This is a genomic window from Capnocytophaga sp. oral taxon 338 str. F0234 (assembly GCF_000192225.1).
GTDB lineage: Bacteria > Bacteroidota > Bacteroidia > Flavobacteriales > Flavobacteriaceae > Capnocytophaga.
On the sequence record NZ_GL872418.1, the window covers coordinates 53,520 to 72,687 of the forward strand.

The 19,168-nt window shown below is 36.0% G+C and carries 22 protein-coding genes; 3 read left to right on the forward strand and 19 right to left on the reverse strand.

Translation table 11 applies throughout. The annotated features are described in order from the left end of the window. Positions 1-3 precede the first annotated feature (3 nt). From HMPREF9071_RS11115 to HMPREF9071_RS12180, 19 genes are all read right to left on the reverse strand, one after another. Positions 4-948: a hypothetical protein gene (locus HMPREF9071_RS11115; protein ID WP_009401339.1), complete on the reverse strand. Its 945-nt coding sequence runs from the start codon at positions 946-948 to the stop codon at positions 4-6. After that, the gene (locus tag HMPREF9071_RS11120) at positions 945-1,448 is read right to left on the reverse strand and encodes a hypothetical protein (RefSeq protein ID WP_009401340.1); all 504 of its coding nucleotides are present in this window, start codon (positions 1,446-1,448) and stop codon (positions 945-947) included. Before HMPREF9071_RS11120 ends, HMPREF9071_RS11115 begins: the two co-directional genes overlap by 4 nt. Positions 1,449-1,453: 5 nt before the next feature. After that, positions 1,454-2,449, reverse strand: a complete 996-nt coding sequence (locus tag HMPREF9071_RS11125; RefSeq protein WP_009401341.1) for a hypothetical protein — start codon at positions 2,447-2,449, stop codon at positions 1,454-1,456. 11 nt (positions 2,450-2,460) lie between these two features. After that, entirely contained in the window at positions 2,461-3,492 is a 1,032-nt protein-coding gene (locus HMPREF9071_RS11130; RefSeq protein WP_009401342.1) for a hypothetical protein, read from the reverse strand. 90 nt (positions 3,493-3,582) lie between these two features. Then, positions 3,583-4,860 carry a hypothetical protein gene (locus HMPREF9071_RS11135; RefSeq protein ID WP_040358723.1) on the reverse strand — a complete coding sequence of 426 codons (1,278 nt, stop codon included), beginning with the start codon at positions 4,858-4,860 and terminating at the stop codon, positions 3,583-3,585. 250 nt (positions 4,861-5,110) lie between these two features. Beyond that, positions 5,111-5,515 carry a hypothetical protein gene (locus tag HMPREF9071_RS11140; RefSeq protein ID WP_253908290.1) on the reverse strand — a complete coding sequence of 135 codons (405 nt, stop codon included), beginning with the start codon at positions 5,513-5,515 and terminating at the stop codon, positions 5,111-5,113. After that, positions 5,496-5,984, reverse strand: a complete 489-nt coding sequence (gene imm9 / locus HMPREF9071_RS11145) for an Imm9 family immunity protein (protein ID WP_009401346.1) — start codon at positions 5,982-5,984, stop codon at positions 5,496-5,498. The genes HMPREF9071_RS11140 and imm9 overlap by 20 nt, the downstream gene beginning before the upstream one ends. A gap of 196 nt (positions 5,985-6,180) precedes the next feature. Further along, on the reverse strand, positions 6,181-6,426 hold the full coding sequence (locus HMPREF9071_RS11150; RefSeq protein WP_009401347.1) for a hypothetical protein: 246 nt from the start codon (positions 6,424-6,426) through the stop codon (positions 6,181-6,183). Positions 6,427-6,447: 21 nt separating this feature from the next. After that, a complete protein-coding gene (locus HMPREF9071_RS12175) occupies positions 6,448-6,588 on the reverse strand; it encodes a zeta toxin family protein (protein ID WP_253908291.1) in 141 nt (46 codons plus the stop codon). 43 nt (positions 6,589-6,631) lie between these two features. Next, on the reverse strand, positions 6,632-6,826 hold the full coding sequence (locus HMPREF9071_RS11155) for a hypothetical protein (protein ID WP_009401349.1): 195 nt from the start codon (positions 6,824-6,826) through the stop codon (positions 6,632-6,634). 213 nt (positions 6,827-7,039) lie between these two features. Further along, positions 7,040-7,519 (reverse strand): DUF6756 family protein, encoded by a 480-nt coding sequence (locus HMPREF9071_RS11160; protein ID WP_009401350.1) that lies wholly within the window; start codon positions 7,517-7,519, stop codon positions 7,040-7,042. A 75-nt stretch (positions 7,520-7,594) separates the two neighbouring features. Continuing rightward, complete coding sequence (locus HMPREF9071_RS11165; RefSeq protein WP_009401351.1) at positions 7,595-10,201, reverse strand: DNA gyrase/topoisomerase IV subunit A; 2,607 nt, start codon at positions 10,199-10,201, stop codon at positions 7,595-7,597. A 65-nt stretch (positions 10,202-10,266) separates the two neighbouring features. Then, the gene (locus tag HMPREF9071_RS11170) at positions 10,267-12,861 is read right to left on the reverse strand and encodes an outer membrane protein assembly factor (protein WP_009401352.1); all 2,595 of its coding nucleotides are present in this window, start codon (positions 12,859-12,861) and stop codon (positions 10,267-10,269) included. Between the two features lies 1 nt (position 12,862). Then, positions 12,863-13,591 (reverse strand): isoprenyl transferase, encoded by a 729-nt coding sequence (locus HMPREF9071_RS11175; RefSeq protein WP_009401353.1) that lies wholly within the window; start codon positions 13,589-13,591, stop codon positions 12,863-12,865. A 224-nt stretch (positions 13,592-13,815) separates the two neighbouring features. Then, on the reverse strand, positions 13,816-14,529 hold the full coding sequence (locus HMPREF9071_RS11180) for a DUF6089 family protein (protein WP_009401354.1): 714 nt from the start codon (positions 14,527-14,529) through the stop codon (positions 13,816-13,818). 13 nt (positions 14,530-14,542) lie between these two features. Beyond that, the gene (locus tag HMPREF9071_RS11185; RefSeq protein ID WP_009401355.1) at positions 14,543-14,878 is read right to left on the reverse strand and encodes a phage holin family protein; all 336 of its coding nucleotides are present in this window, start codon (positions 14,876-14,878) and stop codon (positions 14,543-14,545) included. A gap of 9 nt (positions 14,879-14,887) precedes the next feature. After that, positions 14,888-15,658 (reverse strand): alpha/beta fold hydrolase, encoded by a 771-nt coding sequence (locus HMPREF9071_RS11190; RefSeq protein WP_009401356.1) that lies wholly within the window; start codon positions 15,656-15,658, stop codon positions 14,888-14,890. A gap of 7 nt (positions 15,659-15,665) precedes the next feature. Next, entirely contained in the window at positions 15,666-16,379 is a 714-nt protein-coding gene (locus tag HMPREF9071_RS11195) for a pyridoxine 5'-phosphate synthase (protein ID WP_009401357.1), read from the reverse strand. Positions 16,380-16,449: 70 nt separating this feature from the next. Further along, positions 16,450-16,572: a hypothetical protein gene (locus HMPREF9071_RS12180; protein ID WP_009401358.1), complete on the reverse strand. Its 123-nt coding sequence runs from the start codon at positions 16,570-16,572 to the stop codon at positions 16,450-16,452. 257 nt (positions 16,573-16,829) lie between these two features. Between HMPREF9071_RS12180 and epsC the strand changes: the two genes are divergently transcribed. The 3 genes from epsC to dtd all read left to right on the forward strand — a co-directional run bounded on the left by epsC (position 16,830) and on the right by dtd (position 19,152). Next, on the forward strand, positions 16,830-17,657 hold the full coding sequence (epsC, locus tag HMPREF9071_RS11200; RefSeq protein WP_009401359.1) for a serine O-acetyltransferase EpsC: 828 nt from the start codon (positions 16,830-16,832) through the stop codon (positions 17,655-17,657). Positions 17,658-17,691: 34 nt separating this feature from the next. Next, positions 17,692-18,624, forward strand: a complete 933-nt coding sequence (gene cysK, locus HMPREF9071_RS11205) for a cysteine synthase A (RefSeq protein ID WP_009401360.1) — start codon at positions 17,692-17,694, stop codon at positions 18,622-18,624. Between the two features lie 72 nt (positions 18,625-18,696). Next, the gene (dtd, locus tag HMPREF9071_RS11210) at positions 18,697-19,152 is read left to right on the forward strand and encodes a D-aminoacyl-tRNA deacylase (protein ID WP_009401361.1); all 456 of its coding nucleotides are present in this window, start codon (positions 18,697-18,699) and stop codon (positions 19,150-19,152) included. Positions 19,153-19,168: the final 16 nt, after the last annotated feature.

Here is a 19,168-nt window from a genome sequence, read left to right on the forward strand (position 1 = left end):
TATCTACTGACGTTTGATTCCTATCTTGATATACATTCGTTGTTTATTGGGGTTATTATGCTCGTCAAAAAAGTTTGGGATAACATTCATTGGGGCGTATAAGAAACCATTTTTACTAAAAAAGATGGGTTCTTTATCAAAATCATAGGCTGCCCACCATTTTGTGTCTTCATTTACTAAAGTTTCAATCACAAATGGTTTTATGCTTTTTATGCGATACAAAGAAATCTTTCCCACTAAATCTTCATAAGCTCTCCCTATTGTAATGATATACTTCTTATCGGGAGAGAGAAAGGGAAAACGCTCAAAATCAGTTTGCTTACCAGTGGTTTTATCTATAAAAATATAAGCATAAAAATCTTCAGAATCTTCAAAAACTAAATATTGATTGAGAACAGGTACATTCCCTACATAAGCATAGGTTGTAGAAAAAGGATCTTCAACGCTATTAGGCAGGTCTTTTAGATAAACTGTTTTATGCTCACATGGGAAGGCAAGTTTGCTATTCTTCTTTACAATTGCAAGGGTGTCTTCTATGAGAAAATCTATCTTATTTCTAAGAGCTTCTTGATATTCTTCATAAGAAATTTGATCTATAATCAGGTATTTAGAGATACGATCGTTAGATTTTCCGTTAATATCTACGTTTTTTGTAAGATCATCCCTACTGATTTTAGTTTTCAGGGTATTCCAATCGCCTACATCTTTCTTTTTTATATAATCTCCTCCATCAGTTTTGTAAAACTCATTTCCTTCTGCACTTATTTTTATTTTCTCGCCGAAAAGATAATTATCTTGCCGTTCTTCCTTATCAATCACATACAACTCCTTCTCCACTGGCACAAACACTTCTTCTTGTTGCTGCTTTTCCTCTGCCGATTGTTGCCCTTGAAAAAGGTTACAGCCTGCAAACAATAAGATTGATACATATAGTAGTAAGATTCTCATTTCTTAATATATTTTTTAGTTCCTTTTTCTACTAATATCTCTTTATAAGTTCCACTCTTTGTATAAAAAGTAAAGATTATAGCCGTCATTACATAATCCTTACAACCTTTACAACATTCTTTTATAAGATTTTCCCCCAGAATGTCTGCTACAAAAATATGGTCTCCTTGTTTGAACTCAAAAGCCGTATATTCACGATATAGGAAAAAATCATCAGCATTAGGGTCACAACAATAGCGGTCATATACTTTGCGCTTCATTTCCTTATCGAGATACTTGGCTATATGTTCATCTATAAAAAACTGGCTTCCCTTAAAGCAACCTTCTATTATTGAGGCTTTAAATAACTTACGCTCATAGGTTATTTTTTCAATTTCTTCAGTAGGAATCTTCTCATCAAAGCAAATTTGCTCCCCATCTAGAAAAGTAACACACCTGTGCTGACTGTAAACATTTCCTACCCATAAAATCCCTAAAAAGTAAAGTAATAATCTTGTCATAATAACTATTGTTTGATCTTAATTCTTATATACTTACAAGGTTTATCTGGCTTATCGTATTGATAACTATCATAGGCATCCATGGCAACATATAGGCACCCGTCTTTTCCAAAGAAAGTAGGTCGTTTTTTATCATTCTCATAGGCTATCCAATAGCGAACCCCCACCACTGCTACAAGTTCAATTTCGAAAGGCTCCTTATTGAGAACTTTGTATAAGGCAATAGCAGTAGGTCCTCCCATTTCTGTAACACCAAGCGTAATGATATACTTCCCATTTGGGGAAAGGTAAGGGTGACTATCTATTTCTGTCTTATGACCCGTTCTTTTATCTATAAAAAACTTATCCCATGCCTCGTCGTAAGTTCCTGCTATAAGGTACTGATGTATTGGCTTCATCTCACCCAAATATTCATATTCCTCCCTATCTGCCTCTGGATTCAACTCTGAATCCTTAAGCTCAACAAGTGTATCTCTACAGGGTAGTGTTAGAATCCATTTTTCTTTTTTAATAGAAACTGTATCTCTTTCCAATGGAAAATATCCATTGCTCAATGCTTTTTGATATTCTTCATAAGAAATCAAATTAATTATAAAATATTTAGAAAGAGTAGTTCCTTCTTCATTCTCTATAGTACCATCTTCTCGTTTTTTACCTATTATATAAACATCTTCTAAGGCTTCCTTAGTAAAACGAATATCCTCATAGCTGCCCATATCCTCCTTGCGAAGATACCAATCCCAATTACTTTTTATTTTATAGAAATGCTCCGATTCCGCTTCTATTTCAAAGAGATATCCAAAAGAGTCTAATCTGTCTTTAGGCTCACTATGAATATCAGGTTCTGTATATTGCATAGCTGTAGAGCTAATCACATACAACTCCTTCTCCACTGGCACAAACACTTCTTCTTGTTGTTGCTTTTCCTCTGCCGATTGTTGCCCTTGAAAGAGGTTACAACTGGTAGATAACAATGCCAAAAATATTACAAAGTATTTCATTAGTTGGTTATTTACTGATAACTATCTTTGATTTTGATTCTCAAATACTTACAAGGCTTATCTGATTCTTTATAATTATACTCATAGCTATCTAAAGCATCCATGGCAACATACAAGCACCCATCTTTGCCAAAGAACGTAGGTCTATTTTTAGATGCTTCGTAGGTTACCCAATAGCGAATCCAAGCGGATACTACCAGTTCAATAGCAAAAGGCTCTTTGCTTAACACCTTATATAGCGCAATAGCTGTAGCCCCTCCCATCTCTGTCACCCCTAAAGTGATGATATACTTTCCATCAGGCGAAAGGTAAGGGTGACTTTCTATTTCTGTTTTATGGCCTGTTCTTTTATCTATAAAAAACTTACCCCTAGCCTCATAGTAGTAACCTGCTATAAGATATTGGTGTATGGGCTGCATCTCTCCCTCATATTCATAGACTTCCAAGTCATCTTGGGGCGTCATTTCTACATCCTTAAGCTTAACTACCGTATCGCTACAAGGGAGTGATAGTATTCCCTCTTTCTTTTTTATAGTGAGGGTATCTTTTACCAAAGGAAAATATCCTTTTTTCTTTGCTTTTTGATATGCTTCATAAGAAATCATGTCAATTGTAAAGTATTTGGAAAGGGTAGTCCCCTCTTTTTCATCTACAAAAGTATCTCCCTCCCATTTACCTATAGAATTGACTGCTTCCAAGACCTCCTTAGTAAAACGAATATCCTCATAGCTTCCCATATCTTCCTTGCGAAGATACCAATCCCAATTGCTTTTTATCTTATAGAAATGCTCCGATTCCGCTTCTATCTCAAAAAGATTTCCAAAAGAATGCACCTCCTCTTCGGGATCACTATGAATATCTGGCACTGTATATCGCAGTGCTGTAGGGCTAATCACATACAACTCCTTCTCCACTGGCACAAAGACTTCTTCTTGTTGCTGCTTTTCCTCTACAACAACACTTTCCCCTGCCGGCTGTGCTCTTTGAAAAAGGTTACAGCTTGCCAATAATAATGTTACAAAGGATATTACAAAGTATTTCATGGGTTAGTTATTATTTATCAGCATTTCACTATTCATTCCCAGCGTGGTGATGAATTGAGGAGTAAGTTACAAATTGGCGCTTGTTAAGACCTATTCATAATAAGTAAAGTTTCTCTCTATAAGATAATCTAAACTATCTCTAAAGAATTTAGCTTCATAGATGCAGTTGTTATACTTATCATATTTGTAAATACTTTTACCTATAGTTTCTATGGTTCTCGTTCTTATGTTGTAGACTTTGGAAAGTTCCATCGTACAATTCCCCTTTTCATCATAAGAATAATAAACGCCTCCTTGTAGCTTTCCATCGGGAGAGAATTCCTCTTGCTGGGTCGTTTTTCCATTCTCTTCTCTCCAGAAAGTAATACTTTTAAGAGTCCCTTGTACATAAGTATAATTTTCTTTCAATTTCTTATCCTCATAGCAATAAGAAGTAATCACTTTGAAATCATCCGTATCTATGTATTGGTCTTCTACGAGGTCACCATTCGCATCATAGGTATAATAAGTGATGGTCTCATTCCTCTTTTTATCTTTTTCTCCTGAGTGAGTTTCGTAAGAAGTTTTCTGCCACACTTTTCCGTTAGAGAGATAGGCAAAGGTATCAAAATAGTGTTTGTTTCCTTGTTCTATCCTTTCCCTTATAAGAAGTTGTCCTTTATCATCATAGGTATAATAGGTAGTTGTATTCTCTTCTTTATTGGTCAGATTTTTGTATTCCTCTTTAGTCAGATTTCCTTTGGCATCATAAGTGAAAGCCATTTTAGCCTGTAGTTTGTTTCCAGCATACACTAAAATACTTTCTTTTTGTTCTTTGTGATTGAACTTAGTAATATCCTTGAATACATTCTTTTTTTTCTTATCAAAACTCGTATTTATCACGGTTTCCCTTGAGGCCACTTCTTTTCCTTTGTATGTATAAGTTTCCAAGGAATGTGCTACTTCTTTTTTGTCTTGATATTGGAAACTTTCTATATGTGAAGGGAGCCAAAGGTTGTTATAAGTAAAAATCTGCTTGTACTTTACATTGCCTAAGGTATCAAATGTTTGGAATTTGGTGATATTACCCTCTCTGTCAAAGCTATATTTGCAATGTTCGTTCGTGCTATTGGACTCTTCATCATTAGGGAACCTTTTCTTATCTACCCCTTCGGATACTTCTTCGCCTATATAATAGATTCTCTCCACGGATTTTACACGTCCCTGAAGTGTGCCTCCAAAAGCCTCTAATTGTTCCTCTGTATATTTGCCTTCATCCTTCTCTTGTGCAGAAAGAGAAAAGCAAGCACAAAAAAGTAATGTTATAAAATAGGGTTTCATGGTTAAAATAGGGTTTAAAGCGGTATCTAAACTAATGGATTCTTTCATCATTCAGGTTTTTAACAAATATGGTTTATTCTTCTTTGGCATCAAAAAGCTACACGCTATTTTTTATAATAGGTACAAGCAAAACGCTCACACCAGCGAGGGCTTTTATTTTTCTGCAAATATACAAAATTAATACCTAAATAGGCAGATTACTTCATCTACTCCTTGATCAGAGCATTTTGATATTTTGGGGTTATGTATTAAAGCCCTACCACAACGTTGATTCCTTACCAACTTGTAATAGGTCTTTTTATGTGAATCGTACTTTTGAATATTCTTTTATTGCAATAGTGAGCTCCTCTATGGTACTACAAATTTGTTTTTCACTAAATAGTTCCTCTACTTTTAGCAAATTTGCTGCTACCTCCTCTTGGTAAGAAAGTTCTTTTATTTCTTCAAATCTTTTCTCTGGATATAGAACTTTTAAAATATAGAAAAAGTCAAAGAAAATCTTTTTCTCTAATAGTTCTTTTGTTGTAACTGCTATTGATAAAACACCTTTCTCTATTGTAAAATTAAAGATAAGCCCTACTTCTGGATGAATACAGGTCAAAGATGAAAACAACAAACCTCCATCTTCGACAAGTTCATTTTTATACCCTTTATCATATAATAGGCTATATTCTTTACGTATTTTATCTCTTATATGTAACATCATTCAAAAATATAATCTTTTTTCCATTACACCTAATACCTTTTGTAAAAGCCAAATGAATGGCAAGCTTACTACTCTCCAATATATATTCGTACAGATTGCTATAATTCTCAAAATTAGTCTCTAATACATAAAAGTTCTTATCATTCAGTGGTACATAAAAAGCCTCTTCTACTTTTTCAGAAACTCCATACGAAGCCTCCTTTTCATTAGGTATGGCAACAGAAATAGAAAACTCAAATTCTTTATCCGAAGGGTAACGCATTGCCCCTTTAAAGACGCCTATTCCATTAGTGGAGCGTAAAGTTACCCTTATCATAAGCCTCCAATCCTCTAAATCTGCAACATTAATGCCCCAAATAATAGATTTCACATAGTCATTTAAGCCTTGTCGCACAGAGTCTATATCCACATCCTCACTCAAACGAGGAATTTCAACCTGTAAACAAACTTTAACTTCTTCATCCATAACTACTTTTATAACAGAGATTTATTAGGAATTATTGATTATTGTATATCTTTGTGCTGATATAAGCATTTCGCTCGTGCTTATCATTAAAGACATAAGAAATACATCACTGAAGGATTCTTCTATGGCATGTTGAAAGATCTTTATCCTCTGTTGTACCTGATATAGTATATTGGAATATCTTTTTCATCCTTTATCAAATACAATCATACGCTATAGCATCTAATAAATCTGCAATTTTATCAGCCTTATCACGCGATTCATCGTTATTATTCTCCCCTTCTTCATAATACTTGACAAATAAATTTAGTAATGTAGCCTTGATTTCTTCATTAGAAATATTATTTTTTCTTGTTAAAACAACTAAATCTATCATTAATAGAGATGATTTCGGCTCTTCTTTCAAGCTTAAGGCTTTTTCTATTTCCTCTTCTAACAACATAATCAGTCTTTAAAAAGTTCTCTATGGTATAGTGCTTGCTAAACCACTTTTCCCCGAAGCAGGTTGTCCTCCTAAGATAAAAGCAATAGGGCTTTCTTGTGAAAGTTTTTCTCTAAGTAATTTATCTCTTTTAAGAAGATAAATAGCTTCAATTTCCTCCATCTTCATTCATTTTCTTCATTAGGGGACTATAATAATGTACCATTTAATCCATTACAGAAAGACGTGCCATATCATTAACCCCATATAGCATTTTTTCTTTCTGTGAATACATATCTATTTTTTGACTAAGTAACTCTTTTTCATAAGGATCATCTACTTGATCTATTTCCTTAATAGCCCTTACTTTTAAGGAGCCTACAATCTGTAAGGCAGTATCTAAACTAATGGGATCTTTCATAATTCAGGTTTTTGACAAATATGGTTTATTCTTCTTTGTCATTAAAAAGCTACACGCTATTTTTTATAATAGGTACAAGCAAAACACTCGCACCAGCGAGGGGTTACAAAGGATATTACAAAGTGTCTCATTAATTATTATCTATTAGTGTTTTACAATTCATCACCAGCGTGGTGATGAATTGAGGTTTCTAATTGGGGATGGTTTATTTCTCTATGAGATAATACTTTTCAAGGCCTCTGTTTTACTGCCTGTAGCAATAAGGGCATCATGATGATTGATAGCTATAAGCCATTCGTATTTCTTAGAAACAAAATAAAACTCATCATAATGACGAAGTTCTCCTATAAGTGGGAGTACTGGGATTATCCTCCCTTCATAAAACCAAAACTTATCATTCTGAGATTCCGCAAAGATAAAGAATATCTCTTCCTGTGCATCAATAAGTTCAGTAAGATAATTTTCAGGATTATGAGGCGGAACAAAAGCAACCGCTTCTTGAGAGAAATCCTCCCAAAGCCAATAGTACCTACCTCTTTGATGCTTACAGAATGTCTTATAAATCTGAGTCTCTACAGCTTTCCATTCTTCTATTCCTAATGGGCGGAAATCCTCTGAAGAAATCTGCAATTGAACAACTAATTGTGCTATTTCTGTTCTAAGACTTGTCCAGGTTCGTTTTTTCTTTGCCATTAGTTATTTCTTTTGTTTGTCTCTGAATAAGTTGAATTATATAATAGCCACTGACTTCTGACTACTGACTACTGACTACTGATCTAATCCGCTAAAAAGGTCTGGTTGTGTCGCCTCTGGTGCTGCGGTTTCCTCTTCTTTGTTGGCTTCTTCTTCAGCTTGAGGTTCTTCGTAAGGAAGTGGCTCCAAAGGAATAATCTCCTTGATACGCTCGGTGGTGAGTTGGTTACCGATGGCTTTGATACCCTTGATAGCGATAAACTCTTCTATATTGACCGTTTGGTTCTCAGCACGTTCCCTACCGGTCTTGGTAAATACGACCTCAGCCATAGGACGCCACTGAGTGGAGACAAAGAGCAGCTGAGATTTAGGGTGGTCGGAGATGACGAGTTCCTCTCGATTAGGGTTTTCCACTAAGAAGCGTTTGACAAAGTAGCGTTCTTTCTCTCCCTCATAGTGAATCACCGAAATAGGCTTTTCAGGGTTCCACTTCTCTATGATAAGCAGGTTAGGGTCAAAGTGTAGAGAGAGATCAGGAATTACTGTCTTCACTACAGCATCCTTGCCAATAAGCAGCAACCTATCTTCCCCCTTGAAGGAGCCGAGTAGCTCGCCACGGCCCTCGGTATTGAGGCGGTGTACGATAGGGTCGTACCATATCTTGCGTGGCTTGAGGGTGGAAATACCTTTTTCCTTGAGTTCTATACGCTTAATGGCGTACTTTGTCACGATATTTCCGCGAGAGGCTCTTCCTTTGATAAGAATATCAGCAAAATTGATATCCCATTTGAGTTTCTTTACGCTACCTGCCTGACGGAGTATGATGGTTATCACCTCCGCCTCTCCGTTGGGATTGGCTGAAAAGTATAGGATTTGAGAATCCTTATGTGGTTCTATCACATCATATTCCTTATCACGAATAATTCCCGTCACGGTAAAGCGTTTGATATAGGAGATTTTGTCATTCCCGTTGCGATACACTAGGTTGTACACCGTACGGGTGTCATTCTTCTTAAACACTCCTACATGAACAATATTCTTGCCTACATAGCTCTTTTCGGTTACCTTGGTGATAATCATTTTCCCATCGGCGGTAAAGACAATAATATCATCTATATCGCTACAATCGGCCACATATTCGTCTTTCTTGAGAGAAGTACCCACAAATCCCTCTTCGCGATTGACATAAAGTTTAAGGTTACGTACCACTACCTTGGTAGCCTCAATGGTATCGAAAGGACGTATCTGCGTTTTGCGCTCCTTGCCTTTGCCATATTTCTTTTGCAGATTCCTGAAATAGTCAATGGTGAAAGAAATCAAATTGGCCAAGTGATTTTTAACCACTTCTATATCTGCTTCTATCTTTAGGAGATTTTCCTCGGCCTTGTAGGTATCATAGCGAGTGATACGAATCATGGGGATTTGGGTAAGGCGGTCTATATCCTCATCGGTGATAGGGCGTAAGAGTTGTTCCTTGAAGGGTTCAAAGCGCTCGTATAGGTAGGCAAAAAGGCTTTCCTTATCATTATATTTCTTAAAGTCAATATACATCTCCTCACGGATAAATATTTTCTCCAAGGAGGCGTTGTGCCATTTTTGTTCTAGATCATCGAGCTTTACCTCCAATTCCTTTTTGAGAATCTCCACGGTGCGGTCGGTGCTCTTGCGCAGTATATCGCTCACCCCTATAAAGTGGGGCTTGTTATCCTCAATCACACAACAGAGCGGGGAAATAGAGAGTTCACAATCGGTAAAGGCATAGAGGGCATCTATGGTCTTATCGGGGGAAATTCCTTTGGGTAGGTGTACCAATATCTCCACATCCTTGGCTGTATTGTCATCTACCTTTAGGATTTTTATCTTTCCTTTTTCATTGGCTTTAAGGATAGAATCAATCAGCGAAGAAGTGGTTGTCCCAAAGGGTATCTCGGTGATGACCAAGGTAGCTTTGTCCCTTTGGGCGATACGGGCACGCACCCTGATACGGCCTCCTCGCATACCATCGTTATAGGTGGCGGCATCCATGATACCTGCTGTAGGAAAATCGGGGTATAGCTCAAAGGGCTTGCCTTCTAAGTACAGCACAGAGGCATCAATGAGTTCGTTAAAATTATGGGGCAATATTTTGGTAGAAAGCCCCACAGCAATTCCTTCCGCTCCTTGGGCTAGAAGTAGGGGAAACTTTACCGGCAGGTGTACAGGCTCATCGTTACGGCCGTCGTAGCTCTTTTGCCACTCGGTTACCTTGGGACTAAAGAGCACATCAAGGGCAAACTTAGAGAGACGTGCCTCTATATATCGGGGAGCCGCAGCATCATCGCCTGTGAGGATATTCCCCCAGCTTCCTTGGGTGTCAATGAGCAGCTGTTTTTGTCCCAACTGGATGATAGCATCGCCAATAGAAGCATCTCCATGGGGGTGATATTTCATGGTATTACCCACGATATTGGCAACCTTATTATAGCGGCCGTCCTCTAGCTCGTCCATGGAGTGCATGATACGGCGCTGCACAGGCTTAAAACCGTCCTCCAAAGCGGGAACAGCTCGTTCTAAGATAACATAAGAGGCGTAGTCCAAGAACCAAGTCTCATACATTCCACTGATACGAGTAATAGTCTCTTGGGAATCTCCTTGTGGAGTTTCAGAAGATAGATTTTGTTCTATAGGAGTATTTTCTTCCATAAAAGTAAAAAGCAAAAGATAAAAAGTAAAAGGAAAACCTATTACCTTTTACTTTTTACCTGATATTAAAACTGTTGTCCAAAAATAAAGTGTGTTTCCCATCCGTGAGGAGTAGTTCGCCCATTGATTCCATCATATCCATATCCAAAATCAAAACCTAACAATCCGAGCATAGGCATGAAGATACGTACTCCAAATCCTGCAGATCGCTTGATATCAAAAGGATTATACTGAGAAAAACTCTGGAAAGAATTAGCTCCTTCAGCAAACACCAATCCATAGATAGAAGCAGTGGGTTTCAGAGTAATAGGATAGCGCATTTCTAAGGAGAATTTGTTATAAATCACATCTCCATCCCGTGAAGAAAGGGATTGATTAGGATAACCTCGCATTTGTATGTATTCACGTCCTTCCAAAGTATTATAAGCCATACCATCTCCTCCCACTAAGAAACGCTCAAATGGTACAGTTCCTCGGTGTCGGTTATAATAGCCTAAATAACCAAAATCCACGCTTGGCTTCAATACTAACTTATCCACAAGATTTAAGTACCATATCCCTTGTAAGCGAAGTTTATAATATTCAAGCCATTTGAAACGCTCTTGATCAATTTCTGAAATACGATTGGTATTCTTTTGAGATGCTGCCTGGGCACGTTGCTCCATAAGGGACTTATAATCCACATTACTGAATAATGAATAAGGTGGAGTAAGCTTAGCTGTGATGGTAAAATCACTTCCCCCCAATGGAAAAATAGGATTAGGTCCACTAGAACGTCTGCTCAAAGATATAGTATAGGCAAGGGCATTAGAATGTCCATTTCCAAAGGTAAAAAGCGTAGTATTATAATTTCTTAAATCATAATAATTATAGCTAATATACTGGGCCAATTGGAAATAATCATCAGGTACTCTTAAGCGCTTAGCCAAACCTAAAGTAACCCCTGTAATATAGAATCGTTTACTTTTATCTACATCATAAGTATAGTAGTTATAGTTATAGCTTACAGAATAATTAAATGATACGGAGAACTGTACAGGACGTTCTCCACCCATCCATGGTTCCATAAAAGAAAAACTTGCGACTCGATAAGAACGACTAGCACTCACATTCAAGGAAAGCCTTTGAGCATCTCCCATTGGAAGTGGGCGATAAGATTTCTTATCAAATATATTCTGTATAGAGAAGTTATTAAAATTAAGCCCTAAGGTACCTATAAAACCTCCTCCTCCATAACCTCCTTGTAGTTGAATTTGGCTAGAAGAGCTAGTATCATCCAATCCGTATTCCAAATCTACAGTTCCTGAATTAGGGTCAGGATTCTTTATTTGAGGGTTAATTTTTTGAGCATCAAACATACCTAATTGAGAAAGTTCACGTACGGTACGGATTACATCCTCTTTGGAATACAAATATCCTGGTCGGGTACGGAGTTCCCTATAAATAACCCTATCATTGGTAATAGTATTTCCTGCAATAGAAATATTATTAAAATGGGCAGGTTTTCCTTCATGAATACGAATTTCAAAATTAATAGTATCATTTACCACTGAGGTTTCTACTGGATTAATTTGTGAAAAAAGATACCCTGTATTCTGATAAAGGTTAGAGATACTATTAGCATCTGGATCTTTGGGATCATTGATACGATTACGAAGCTGTACTCCATTATATACTTCTCCCTTCTTGAGCCCTAGTATATGACTGAGCGCTTGATTGCTATAAACGGTATTCCCTAAGAATTTAATATCTCCAAAATAGTATTTTTTACCCTCTTCTAAGGAAATCTTAATATCAATATTTTCTTTTCCATCATAAATAGTATCATGAGTTACACGTGCATCACGATATCCATTTTCTTTGTAGAAGTCAATCAGGGAAGAGATATCTTCCTTGTATTTATCTTGTACATATTTAGAACGTTTCCAAAACCGTCCAAAGAAGCGCTGCTTAGTCTTTTTCAATTGGCGACGAAGTTTAACATCGGTAAATTTTTCATTTCCTTCAAAAGTAATATGATTAATCTTTACCTTATTACCTCTATCTATATGAATAAGCATTTTCTCCTTTGTTCCCAAAGAATCAGCCTCTTGGGTAGAGATATTCACCTTTGTATTAAGATAACCCTCCTTCTTATATTTATTAGTGATATAGGATTTTGTTTTAGCAATAAGGCTCTCATTAAGTTTCTTGCCCTTATCAAGCTGTTCCTTAGTAAGCTCTAACTTCTTTATAAGTTCTTCTCCCTTTCTCTTACGGAGACCTACAACCTGCACCTCTACAAGTTCAGGCATTTCTTGAATAGCGAACTCCAAGAATACTTTATCACCTTCTGTTTTAGTAATATAGATATCAATATCGTTAAATACTTGATAATCCCATAATTTATGAATAATACGGGTAAATTTTTCACTAGGAATTGTAATTTTGTCCCCAACTTTAAGTCCAGAGGCGACAATAATCGTTTGTGCATTGTAGTGCTTTGCACCTTTTACCTCTATTCCTCCTATGATAAACTCCCTTCCCTTTTCAAGGGAAGTAAGCTCTGTCTCTTGAGTGATAAGAGTATCTTTCACGGCAAAGTCCTTGCTGGTTTCATCCTGTTGTGCATAAGCCATATTGAGAAAAAGTATCCCAAAAATGTATACAAATGTTCTCATACTAAGTAAGTTGTTCACTGGTTTTTCCAAATCTGCGTTCTCTATTTTGATAATCTAAAAGGGCTTTATGTAGTTCTTCAGGAGTAAAATCAGGCCAAAGAACATTAGTAAAATATAATTCTGCATAAGCTATCTGCCAAAGAAGAAAATTACTGATACGATACTCTCCACTGGTACGAATAAGCAAATCCACTGGAGGAATTCCCTTAGTATAAAGTGATTCCTCCACAATATTAGGAGTAATATCACAAGGAGAGAGTTCTCCTTTTTCCACCTTCTGAGCTACTCGCTGAACCATCTGCAAGATTTCTTGTTGTCCTCCATATCCTAAAGCAAGACTCACAGTTGTTTTTGTATTATTTTGAGTAAGCTCCATAGCCTTTTGAAGTTCTCTCTGAATACTTTTAGGTAGGCTCTGCAGATCTCCTATGGCATTAAGTCGGACATTATTCTTCTGCATAACAGCCATCTCTTTTTTTAAATATCTTGACAGCAAATGCATCAGTGCATCTACCTCTAACTTAGGTCGCTTCCAATTTTCAGAGGAAAAAGTATATAGTGTAAGATAAGGAATTCCAATCTGAGAGACTTCCTCTATAATTTTACGTACAGTCCTCGCTCCTTTTTCATGCCCGAAAATACGTTTCTTGCCTTGTTGTTTTGCCCAACGTCCATTTCCGTCCATTATGATTGCTAAATGTTTGGGTAACCTTTCCTTATCTATATTCATCTATATCTATTTGCCAATTGCTATCAAGTGGCAAAGATATGATTTTTTCTTTAATTTAAGGAGATATTTTTTAACAAATAACATCTTATTTTTATTTTTTTAGCAATCATAAAAAAGAAGATTACTTTTTTAAGTTTTTTTATAAAAATATCCCTTATTACAATATAGTAATAGGGATATCCTATATAACAATCTATAATTATTTCAAAAAAAACAAAAGTGTTCTATTTAGCAAATTCAAAACAGTTGCATTTTTTTGCCCCAAAAGTATAAGTAAGATAAAAACCTGAGACCATATACCAATCAGGGGTATTAAGGTTTCCAAACTTCACTCCTTTGGAGGAATAGCTACCATCTAGATTATTAGTAAAAGTATAACGTAAACTCACTTCTGCTCCTACCAGAAAGCGTGATCCCCACAAGCGTGTTTTAACCCCTAAAGTAAAAGGAATCGCCCATGATTCATCTCTTTCAGGATATTTTTGATGCTTAGCTTCCTGTCCTGTAAGAGCAAGATTATCAAAATATAGCCTATCCATCTTAAAATAATAAAATCCTGTATGTATATAAGGAGTGAAAAGTAGCTTAAAGGGCTCATGAGTATCAAAATGTAAGAAATCATATTCTACTCCCACTCCCATTTCCACCATTCTATTTTTAAAAGAAAAGTCTCTATTTTTGCGTGCTTCTGTTGTTGCTCTAGCATCACTATCCCAAAGGTCAAACCATTTAATATCAGCCCGTGCAGAAAGTTGTTTATATAAGTTACGCTTATATAAAAATCCCACAGCTGGCTTGGTAGGAAACACATAATAAGTAGCTCCTATATCGGAGATAGGATTCACTCCTCCAAAGAATACACCTATCTCATTATATTGTGCACTCACTTTAGAGAAGAAAGATATTCCTATAAAAAAAAGAAAAATATATTTTCGCATTGTATCTTTTTAATTAATTAGACCTGCCTTGCAACAGTGACTGAACAGCTGAAAGGCAAAGACTAAAGAGAACAGCATACCAAAAACCTACTATTTCTATCCCTTCAATAAGCTTATCAGCTAAGATAATGATAATTGTATTGATAATGATTAGAAATAATCCGAAGGTAACAACTGTAATAGGAAAAGAAAGCACTACCAAAATAGGCTTTAGAAATACATTTAAAATACTTACCACTAAGGCAAAAAGTAAAGCATCTGAGAAATCTCTCACATAAATATGAGGCAATACCCTACTTAGACCCAAAATAAGTATACTGGTAATAATAATATTAAGTATATACTTCATTTTAATAAATTATTTTTGTAAAAATTGATAGGTTGTCTCAAAAAATTCCTTAGGTTTTTCTACCTGTATCCAGTGCCCTGCATCCTGTATAACTACTCGTTCAGCCTTTGGAAAATGTTGTTTGATAAGAGTCATATCCTCTGGCAATACATAAGAGGATTTTCCTCCCACCACAAAAAGTGTTTCCCCATTATAAACAGTTCCTACAGGAAGTGCTGTACCAATCTCAGCGACACGTTCTCTAAGAACCGGCAAATTAATACGCAAACCTAATTCTTCAGAAGTCTTTCTATACACATTCTTAAGCAAGAACTGACGCACAGAAGGTTCTATGATGAATTTTCCTAATTGTTTATCGGCTTCTTCACGAGTTTTAATTTGAGAAAAATCTAAAGTTGAAAGTGCATCCAATATTACCTTATGATGTACAGGATAATATTTAGGAGCCATATCCACCACCACAATGCGTTCAGCACGCTTAGGATAGGTTACTGCCAGAAGCATAGTTGTTTTTCCTCCCATAGAATGCCCTATAATAGGAGCCGAATCAATATGATAGAAATCCATATAACGAATAAGATCCTCTACCATCAAAGCATACGAGAATTCAGAAGAATGAAAACTATGTCCATGGTTACGGGCATCTATCACGTGTACTTGATAGCCCACCTCTGCAAAACGAAGTGATAGGGTTCGCCAATTGTCTGCCATACCTAAAAAGCCATGTAATATAACTAAAGGTTTTCCCTCTCCTACTATTTGTGAATTAACAAGTTCCATAATATTATTATTTAAGACGATATAAATACATACTTACTACATTTTGTAAACCTAAATACAGAGCTTCACTTATAAGAGCATGTCCTATAGAAACTTCTAAAAGAGAAGGAATATTTTCTTTGAAATAGTGTAAGTTATCTAAATTAAGGTCATGTCCCGCATTAAGCCCTAATCCTATACTATCGGCTACCTTCCCCGCAAGTATATAAGGTGTTATGGCTTCTTTATTACCAAAGGCATACCCTTTAGCATAAGCCTCTGTATAGAGTTCCACTCTATCAGTACCTGTTTTAGCAGCGGCTTCTATCATTTTAGGAATGGGATCCACAAATAGAGAAGTACGAATGCCATTACGCTTGAATTCAGCTACTATCTCAGTAAGATAAGCCTGATGAATAAGAGTGTCCCAACCTGCATTGGAAGTAATAGCATCCTCAGCATCTGGAACAAGGGTAACTTGCGTAGGTTTTATCTGTAGAACCAAATCCATAAACTTTGGAATAGGATTTCCTTCTATGTTATATTCAGTATGTACTATTTGCTTCAAATCCAAAGCATCTTGATAACGGATATGACGTTCATCTGGGCGTGGGTGAATCGTAATTCCTTCTACTCCAAATTCTTGAAGATCAGTAGCTACTTGCAATAAATTAGGTACATTACCTCCTCGTGAGTTACGCAATGTAGCTATTTTATTAATATTTACACTAAGCTTTGTCATTTATTTATTTCTTTAAGTGGGTGCAAAGGTACAAATTATTTTCTTTACTACATTCCTAATATTATGAAACTTATCCTCCACATTTACAATCAGGACCTCCTCCACATCTTTTCTTTTTAGTAAAAAAGAATTTTTTCACTAAGAAAACAACAGCAAATGCCACCAAAGTATATGTAATTATATCTTGTATCATCTGTATTCTATTTTTTCTGACAAAGATATTGCTTTTTCTCAATAAATAAATTTATTTTAACTAAATCAAAACATGAATATATATCCATGAAAATCAGTATATTGTACAATATACTGATTAGACTTTATTTGTTTTAAAATATTTTTCTAAAAAACACGTTTTTTAAATTTTTTGTTTCCAAAATAATATGTATTTTTGCAAAAAATATTTACAATATCTCCATTGTAAAAAATTCTAAAATAGAATATATAATAATCATGGATAACTCACTTATCAATCTCATAATAGAACAGCGAAGGGATATCAAAAATATACTTCCTAAGAGGAAAGCAGAGGATTTTATAGATAGCCTATACCACTTACTTTTTAACCTGGATATGGTCCCCTGTGAATGTCATTATGAGATAGAGCAACAGTTGAAGATAAAGCAATTAGAGTTTTCTCAAATCATCTATGATTATTGTAAATCTGATCAAACAGTTCAAAGAGAAACTCTATTCCTTTTTAACAATATGGAGGAGATATATCTTACACTATTATCCGATGCACAAACCATCTTAGAGAATGATCCTGCTGCACAGAACTTAGAGGAAGTATATATCGCTTATCCTGGTTTCTATGCTATTGTTATTCATAGGTTTGCCCATCAATTATGGTTACGAGATTTGAAGCTATTGGCACGTATTTGGTCGGAATTCGCTCACAGTAGAACAGGGATAGATATCCATCCTGCTGCACAAATTGGTAAGAACTTCTGTATAGATCATGGCACAGGCATAGTCATTGGAGAAACTTGCGTGATTGGAAACCATGTAAAGATATATCAGGGAGTTACTTTAGGAGCTCTTTCTGTTTCCAAAGATAAAATGAATACCATACGACACCCAAAAATAGGTGATAATGTTATTATTTACTCAGGGGCTACTATTCTGGGAGGAAACACAAATATTGGTCATGATAGTATCATTGGAGGAAATGTCTGGCTTACTGAGAGTATTGAACCATATACAGTTATATACCATAAAAATGAGATGATTACCAAGCAAAGGACTCCTACTACTGAGCCTATCTTTTTTCATATATAGAAACAATTTTTATTAAATATTATATTTACATTTTATGAAGTACAGTAACATTTTGGGAGCTATAGGAAACACTCCCGTAATTCGTCTATCTAGGCTTTTCCCTACACATCAGGTTTGGATTAAACTTGAAAAAAGCAACCCTGGTGGAAGTATCAAGGATCGCATTGCCCTTGCAATGATTGAAAAGGCGGAAAAAGAAGGGCTTATTAATAAAGATACCCTTATTATTGAGCCTACCTCTGGAAATACTGGTGTAGGATTGGCTTTGGTAGCTGCAGTAAAGGGATATAAGTTAGTTCTTGTTATGCCAGAATCCATGAGTGTAGAGCGTCGCAAACTTGTTTCTGCTTATGGAGCTTCTTTCGTACTCACTCCTAAAGAAAAGGGAACGGGAGGAGCCGTAGAGAAAGCCAAAGAACTTGCTGCTTCTATTGCCAATTCTTGGATTCCACAGCAGTTTGAAAACCCTGCTAATCCTGAAATCCATCGCCTTACTACCGCCCAAGAGATTGTAGATGACTTTCCACAAGGAGTGGATTATTTCATCTCTGGCATTGGAACGGGAGGGCATCTCTCTGGCATCGGAGAAATTCTAAAACAGAAGTTTCCAAGAACAAAAGTATTAGGAATAGAGCCTGCTACTTCTGCTGTGCTTAGTGGGGGTAAACCGGGACCTCATCCTTTACAAGGTATTGGGACAGGATTTATCCCTAAAACACTTAATACTTCTATTTATGATGGTATTATCACTATTGATAAAGATGAAGCTTATGATTATACTCGTCGCTTAGTGAAAACTGAGGGTATCTTAGCGGGTATTTCCACAGGAACTTCTCTTGCTGCTATTGCTAAAAAACTTCCTGAAATCAAAGAGAATGAAACTATTCTCACCATTAATTATGACTCAGGAGACCGTTATTGGTCTGTAGCAGACTTGTTTGAGGAAAATCCCTTCAATCTATCATAAATTAATCTTAGAAAATTCCCTTTGCTTTCTATAACAAAGGGTTATTTTTTTGTATCTTTGCTAAAAAATAATATGCGTATACTTATACAGCGTGTAAAGAAAGCTAGTGTTTCCATCAAAGGAACTATCCATTCAGAAATTTTACAAGGTCTACTTATCTTTTTAGGAATAGAAGAAGCCGATAACCAAGATGATATTGATTATTTATGTAAGAAAATTGCACAGATTCGCCTGTTTAATGATAGCAATGGAGTAATGAATCTCTCTTTGCAAGAGGCAGATGCTTCCTTATTGGTAGTTAGCCAATTCACCCTACATGCAAATACTAAAAAAGGAAATCGCCCTTCCTACATTCGGGCAGCAAAACCAGAGATAGCAATCCCCTTATATGAACAATTTATTAAAACTCTTAATAAAATAGCACAAACAACGGTTGCTACAGGAGTTTTTGGCGCCAATATGCAGGTGGAACTCTGTAACGATGGTCCTGTTACTATTTTTATAGATAGCAAAATGCGTGATTTCTGACTATAGAATCACGCAT

What these genes read in the sequence shown, in the direction of transcription:
- HMPREF9071_RS11155 (WP_009401349.1), bottom strand. Translation starts at nt 6,826, where the DNA reads ATGAAAGATCCCATTAGTTTAGATACTGCCTTACAGATTGTAGGCTCC.
- HMPREF9071_RS11130 (WP_009401342.1), bottom strand. Translation starts at nt 3,492, where the DNA reads ATGAAATACTTTGTAATATCCTTTGTAACATTATTATTGGCAAGCTGT.
- HMPREF9071_RS11115 (WP_009401339.1), bottom strand. Translation starts at nt 948, where the DNA reads ATGAGAATCTTACTACTATATGTATCAATCTTATTGTTTGCAGGCTGT.
- HMPREF9071_RS11170 (WP_009401352.1), bottom strand. Translation starts at nt 12,861, where the DNA reads ATGAGAACATTTGTATACATTTTTGGGATACTTTTTCTCAATATGGCT.
- HMPREF9071_RS11120 (WP_009401340.1), bottom strand. Translation starts at nt 1,448, where the DNA reads ATGACAAGATTATTACTTTACTTTTTAGGGATTTTATGGGTAGGAAAT.
- HMPREF9071_RS11125 (WP_009401341.1), bottom strand. Translation starts at nt 2,449, where the DNA reads ATGAAATACTTTGTAATATTTTTGGCATTGTTATCTACCAGTTGTAAC.
- HMPREF9071_RS11165 (WP_009401351.1), bottom strand. Translation starts at nt 10,201, where the DNA reads ATGGAAGAAAATACTCCTATAGAACAAAATCTATCTTCTGAAACTCCA.
- HMPREF9071_RS11185 (WP_009401355.1), bottom strand. Translation starts at nt 14,878, where the DNA reads ATGAAGTATATACTTAATATTATTATTACCAGTATACTTATTTTGGGT.
- HMPREF9071_RS11135 (WP_040358723.1), bottom strand. Translation starts at nt 4,860, where the DNA reads ATGAAAGAATCCATTAGTTTAGATACCGCTTTAAACCCTATTTTAACC.
- imm9 (WP_009401346.1), bottom strand. Translation starts at nt 5,984, where the DNA reads ATGGATGAAGAAGTTAAAGTTTGTTTACAGGTTGAAATTCCTCGTTTG.
- HMPREF9071_RS12175 (WP_253908291.1), bottom strand. Translation starts at nt 6,588, where the DNA reads ATGGAGGAAATTGAAGCTATTTATCTTCTTAAAAGAGATAAATTACTT.
- HMPREF9071_RS11175 (WP_009401353.1), bottom strand. Translation starts at nt 13,591, where the DNA reads ATGAATATAGATAAGGAAAGGTTACCCAAACATTTAGCAATCATAATG.
- epsC (WP_009401359.1), top strand. Translation starts at nt 16,830, where the DNA reads ATGGATAACTCACTTATCAATCTCATAATAGAACAGCGAAGGGATATC.
- HMPREF9071_RS11140 (WP_253908290.1), bottom strand. Translation starts at nt 5,515, where the DNA reads ATGTTACATATAAGAGATAAAATACGTAAAGAATATAGCCTATTATAT.
- HMPREF9071_RS11150 (WP_009401347.1), bottom strand. Translation starts at nt 6,426, where the DNA reads ATGTTGTTAGAAGAGGAAATAGAAAAAGCCTTAAGCTTGAAAGAAGAG.
- HMPREF9071_RS11180 (WP_009401354.1), bottom strand. Translation starts at nt 14,529, where the DNA reads ATGCGAAAATATATTTTTCTTTTTTTTATAGGAATATCTTTCTTCTCT.
- dtd (WP_009401361.1), top strand. Translation starts at nt 18,697, where the DNA reads ATGCGTATACTTATACAGCGTGTAAAGAAAGCTAGTGTTTCCATCAAA.
- HMPREF9071_RS11160 (WP_009401350.1), bottom strand. Translation starts at nt 7,519, where the DNA reads ATGGCAAAGAAAAAACGAACCTGGACAAGTCTTAGAACAGAAATAGCA.
- HMPREF9071_RS12180 (WP_009401358.1), bottom strand. Translation starts at nt 16,572, where the DNA reads ATGATACAAGATATAATTACATATACTTTGGTGGCATTTGCTGTTGTT.
- HMPREF9071_RS11195 (WP_009401357.1), bottom strand. Translation starts at nt 16,379, where the DNA reads ATGACAAAGCTTAGTGTAAATATTAATAAAATAGCTACATTGCGTAAC.
- cysK (WP_009401360.1), top strand. Translation starts at nt 17,692, where the DNA reads ATGAAGTACAGTAACATTTTGGGAGCTATAGGAAACACTCCCGTAATT.
- HMPREF9071_RS11190 (WP_009401356.1), bottom strand. Translation starts at nt 15,658, where the DNA reads ATGGAACTTGTTAATTCACAAATAGTAGGAGAGGGAAAACCTTTAGTT.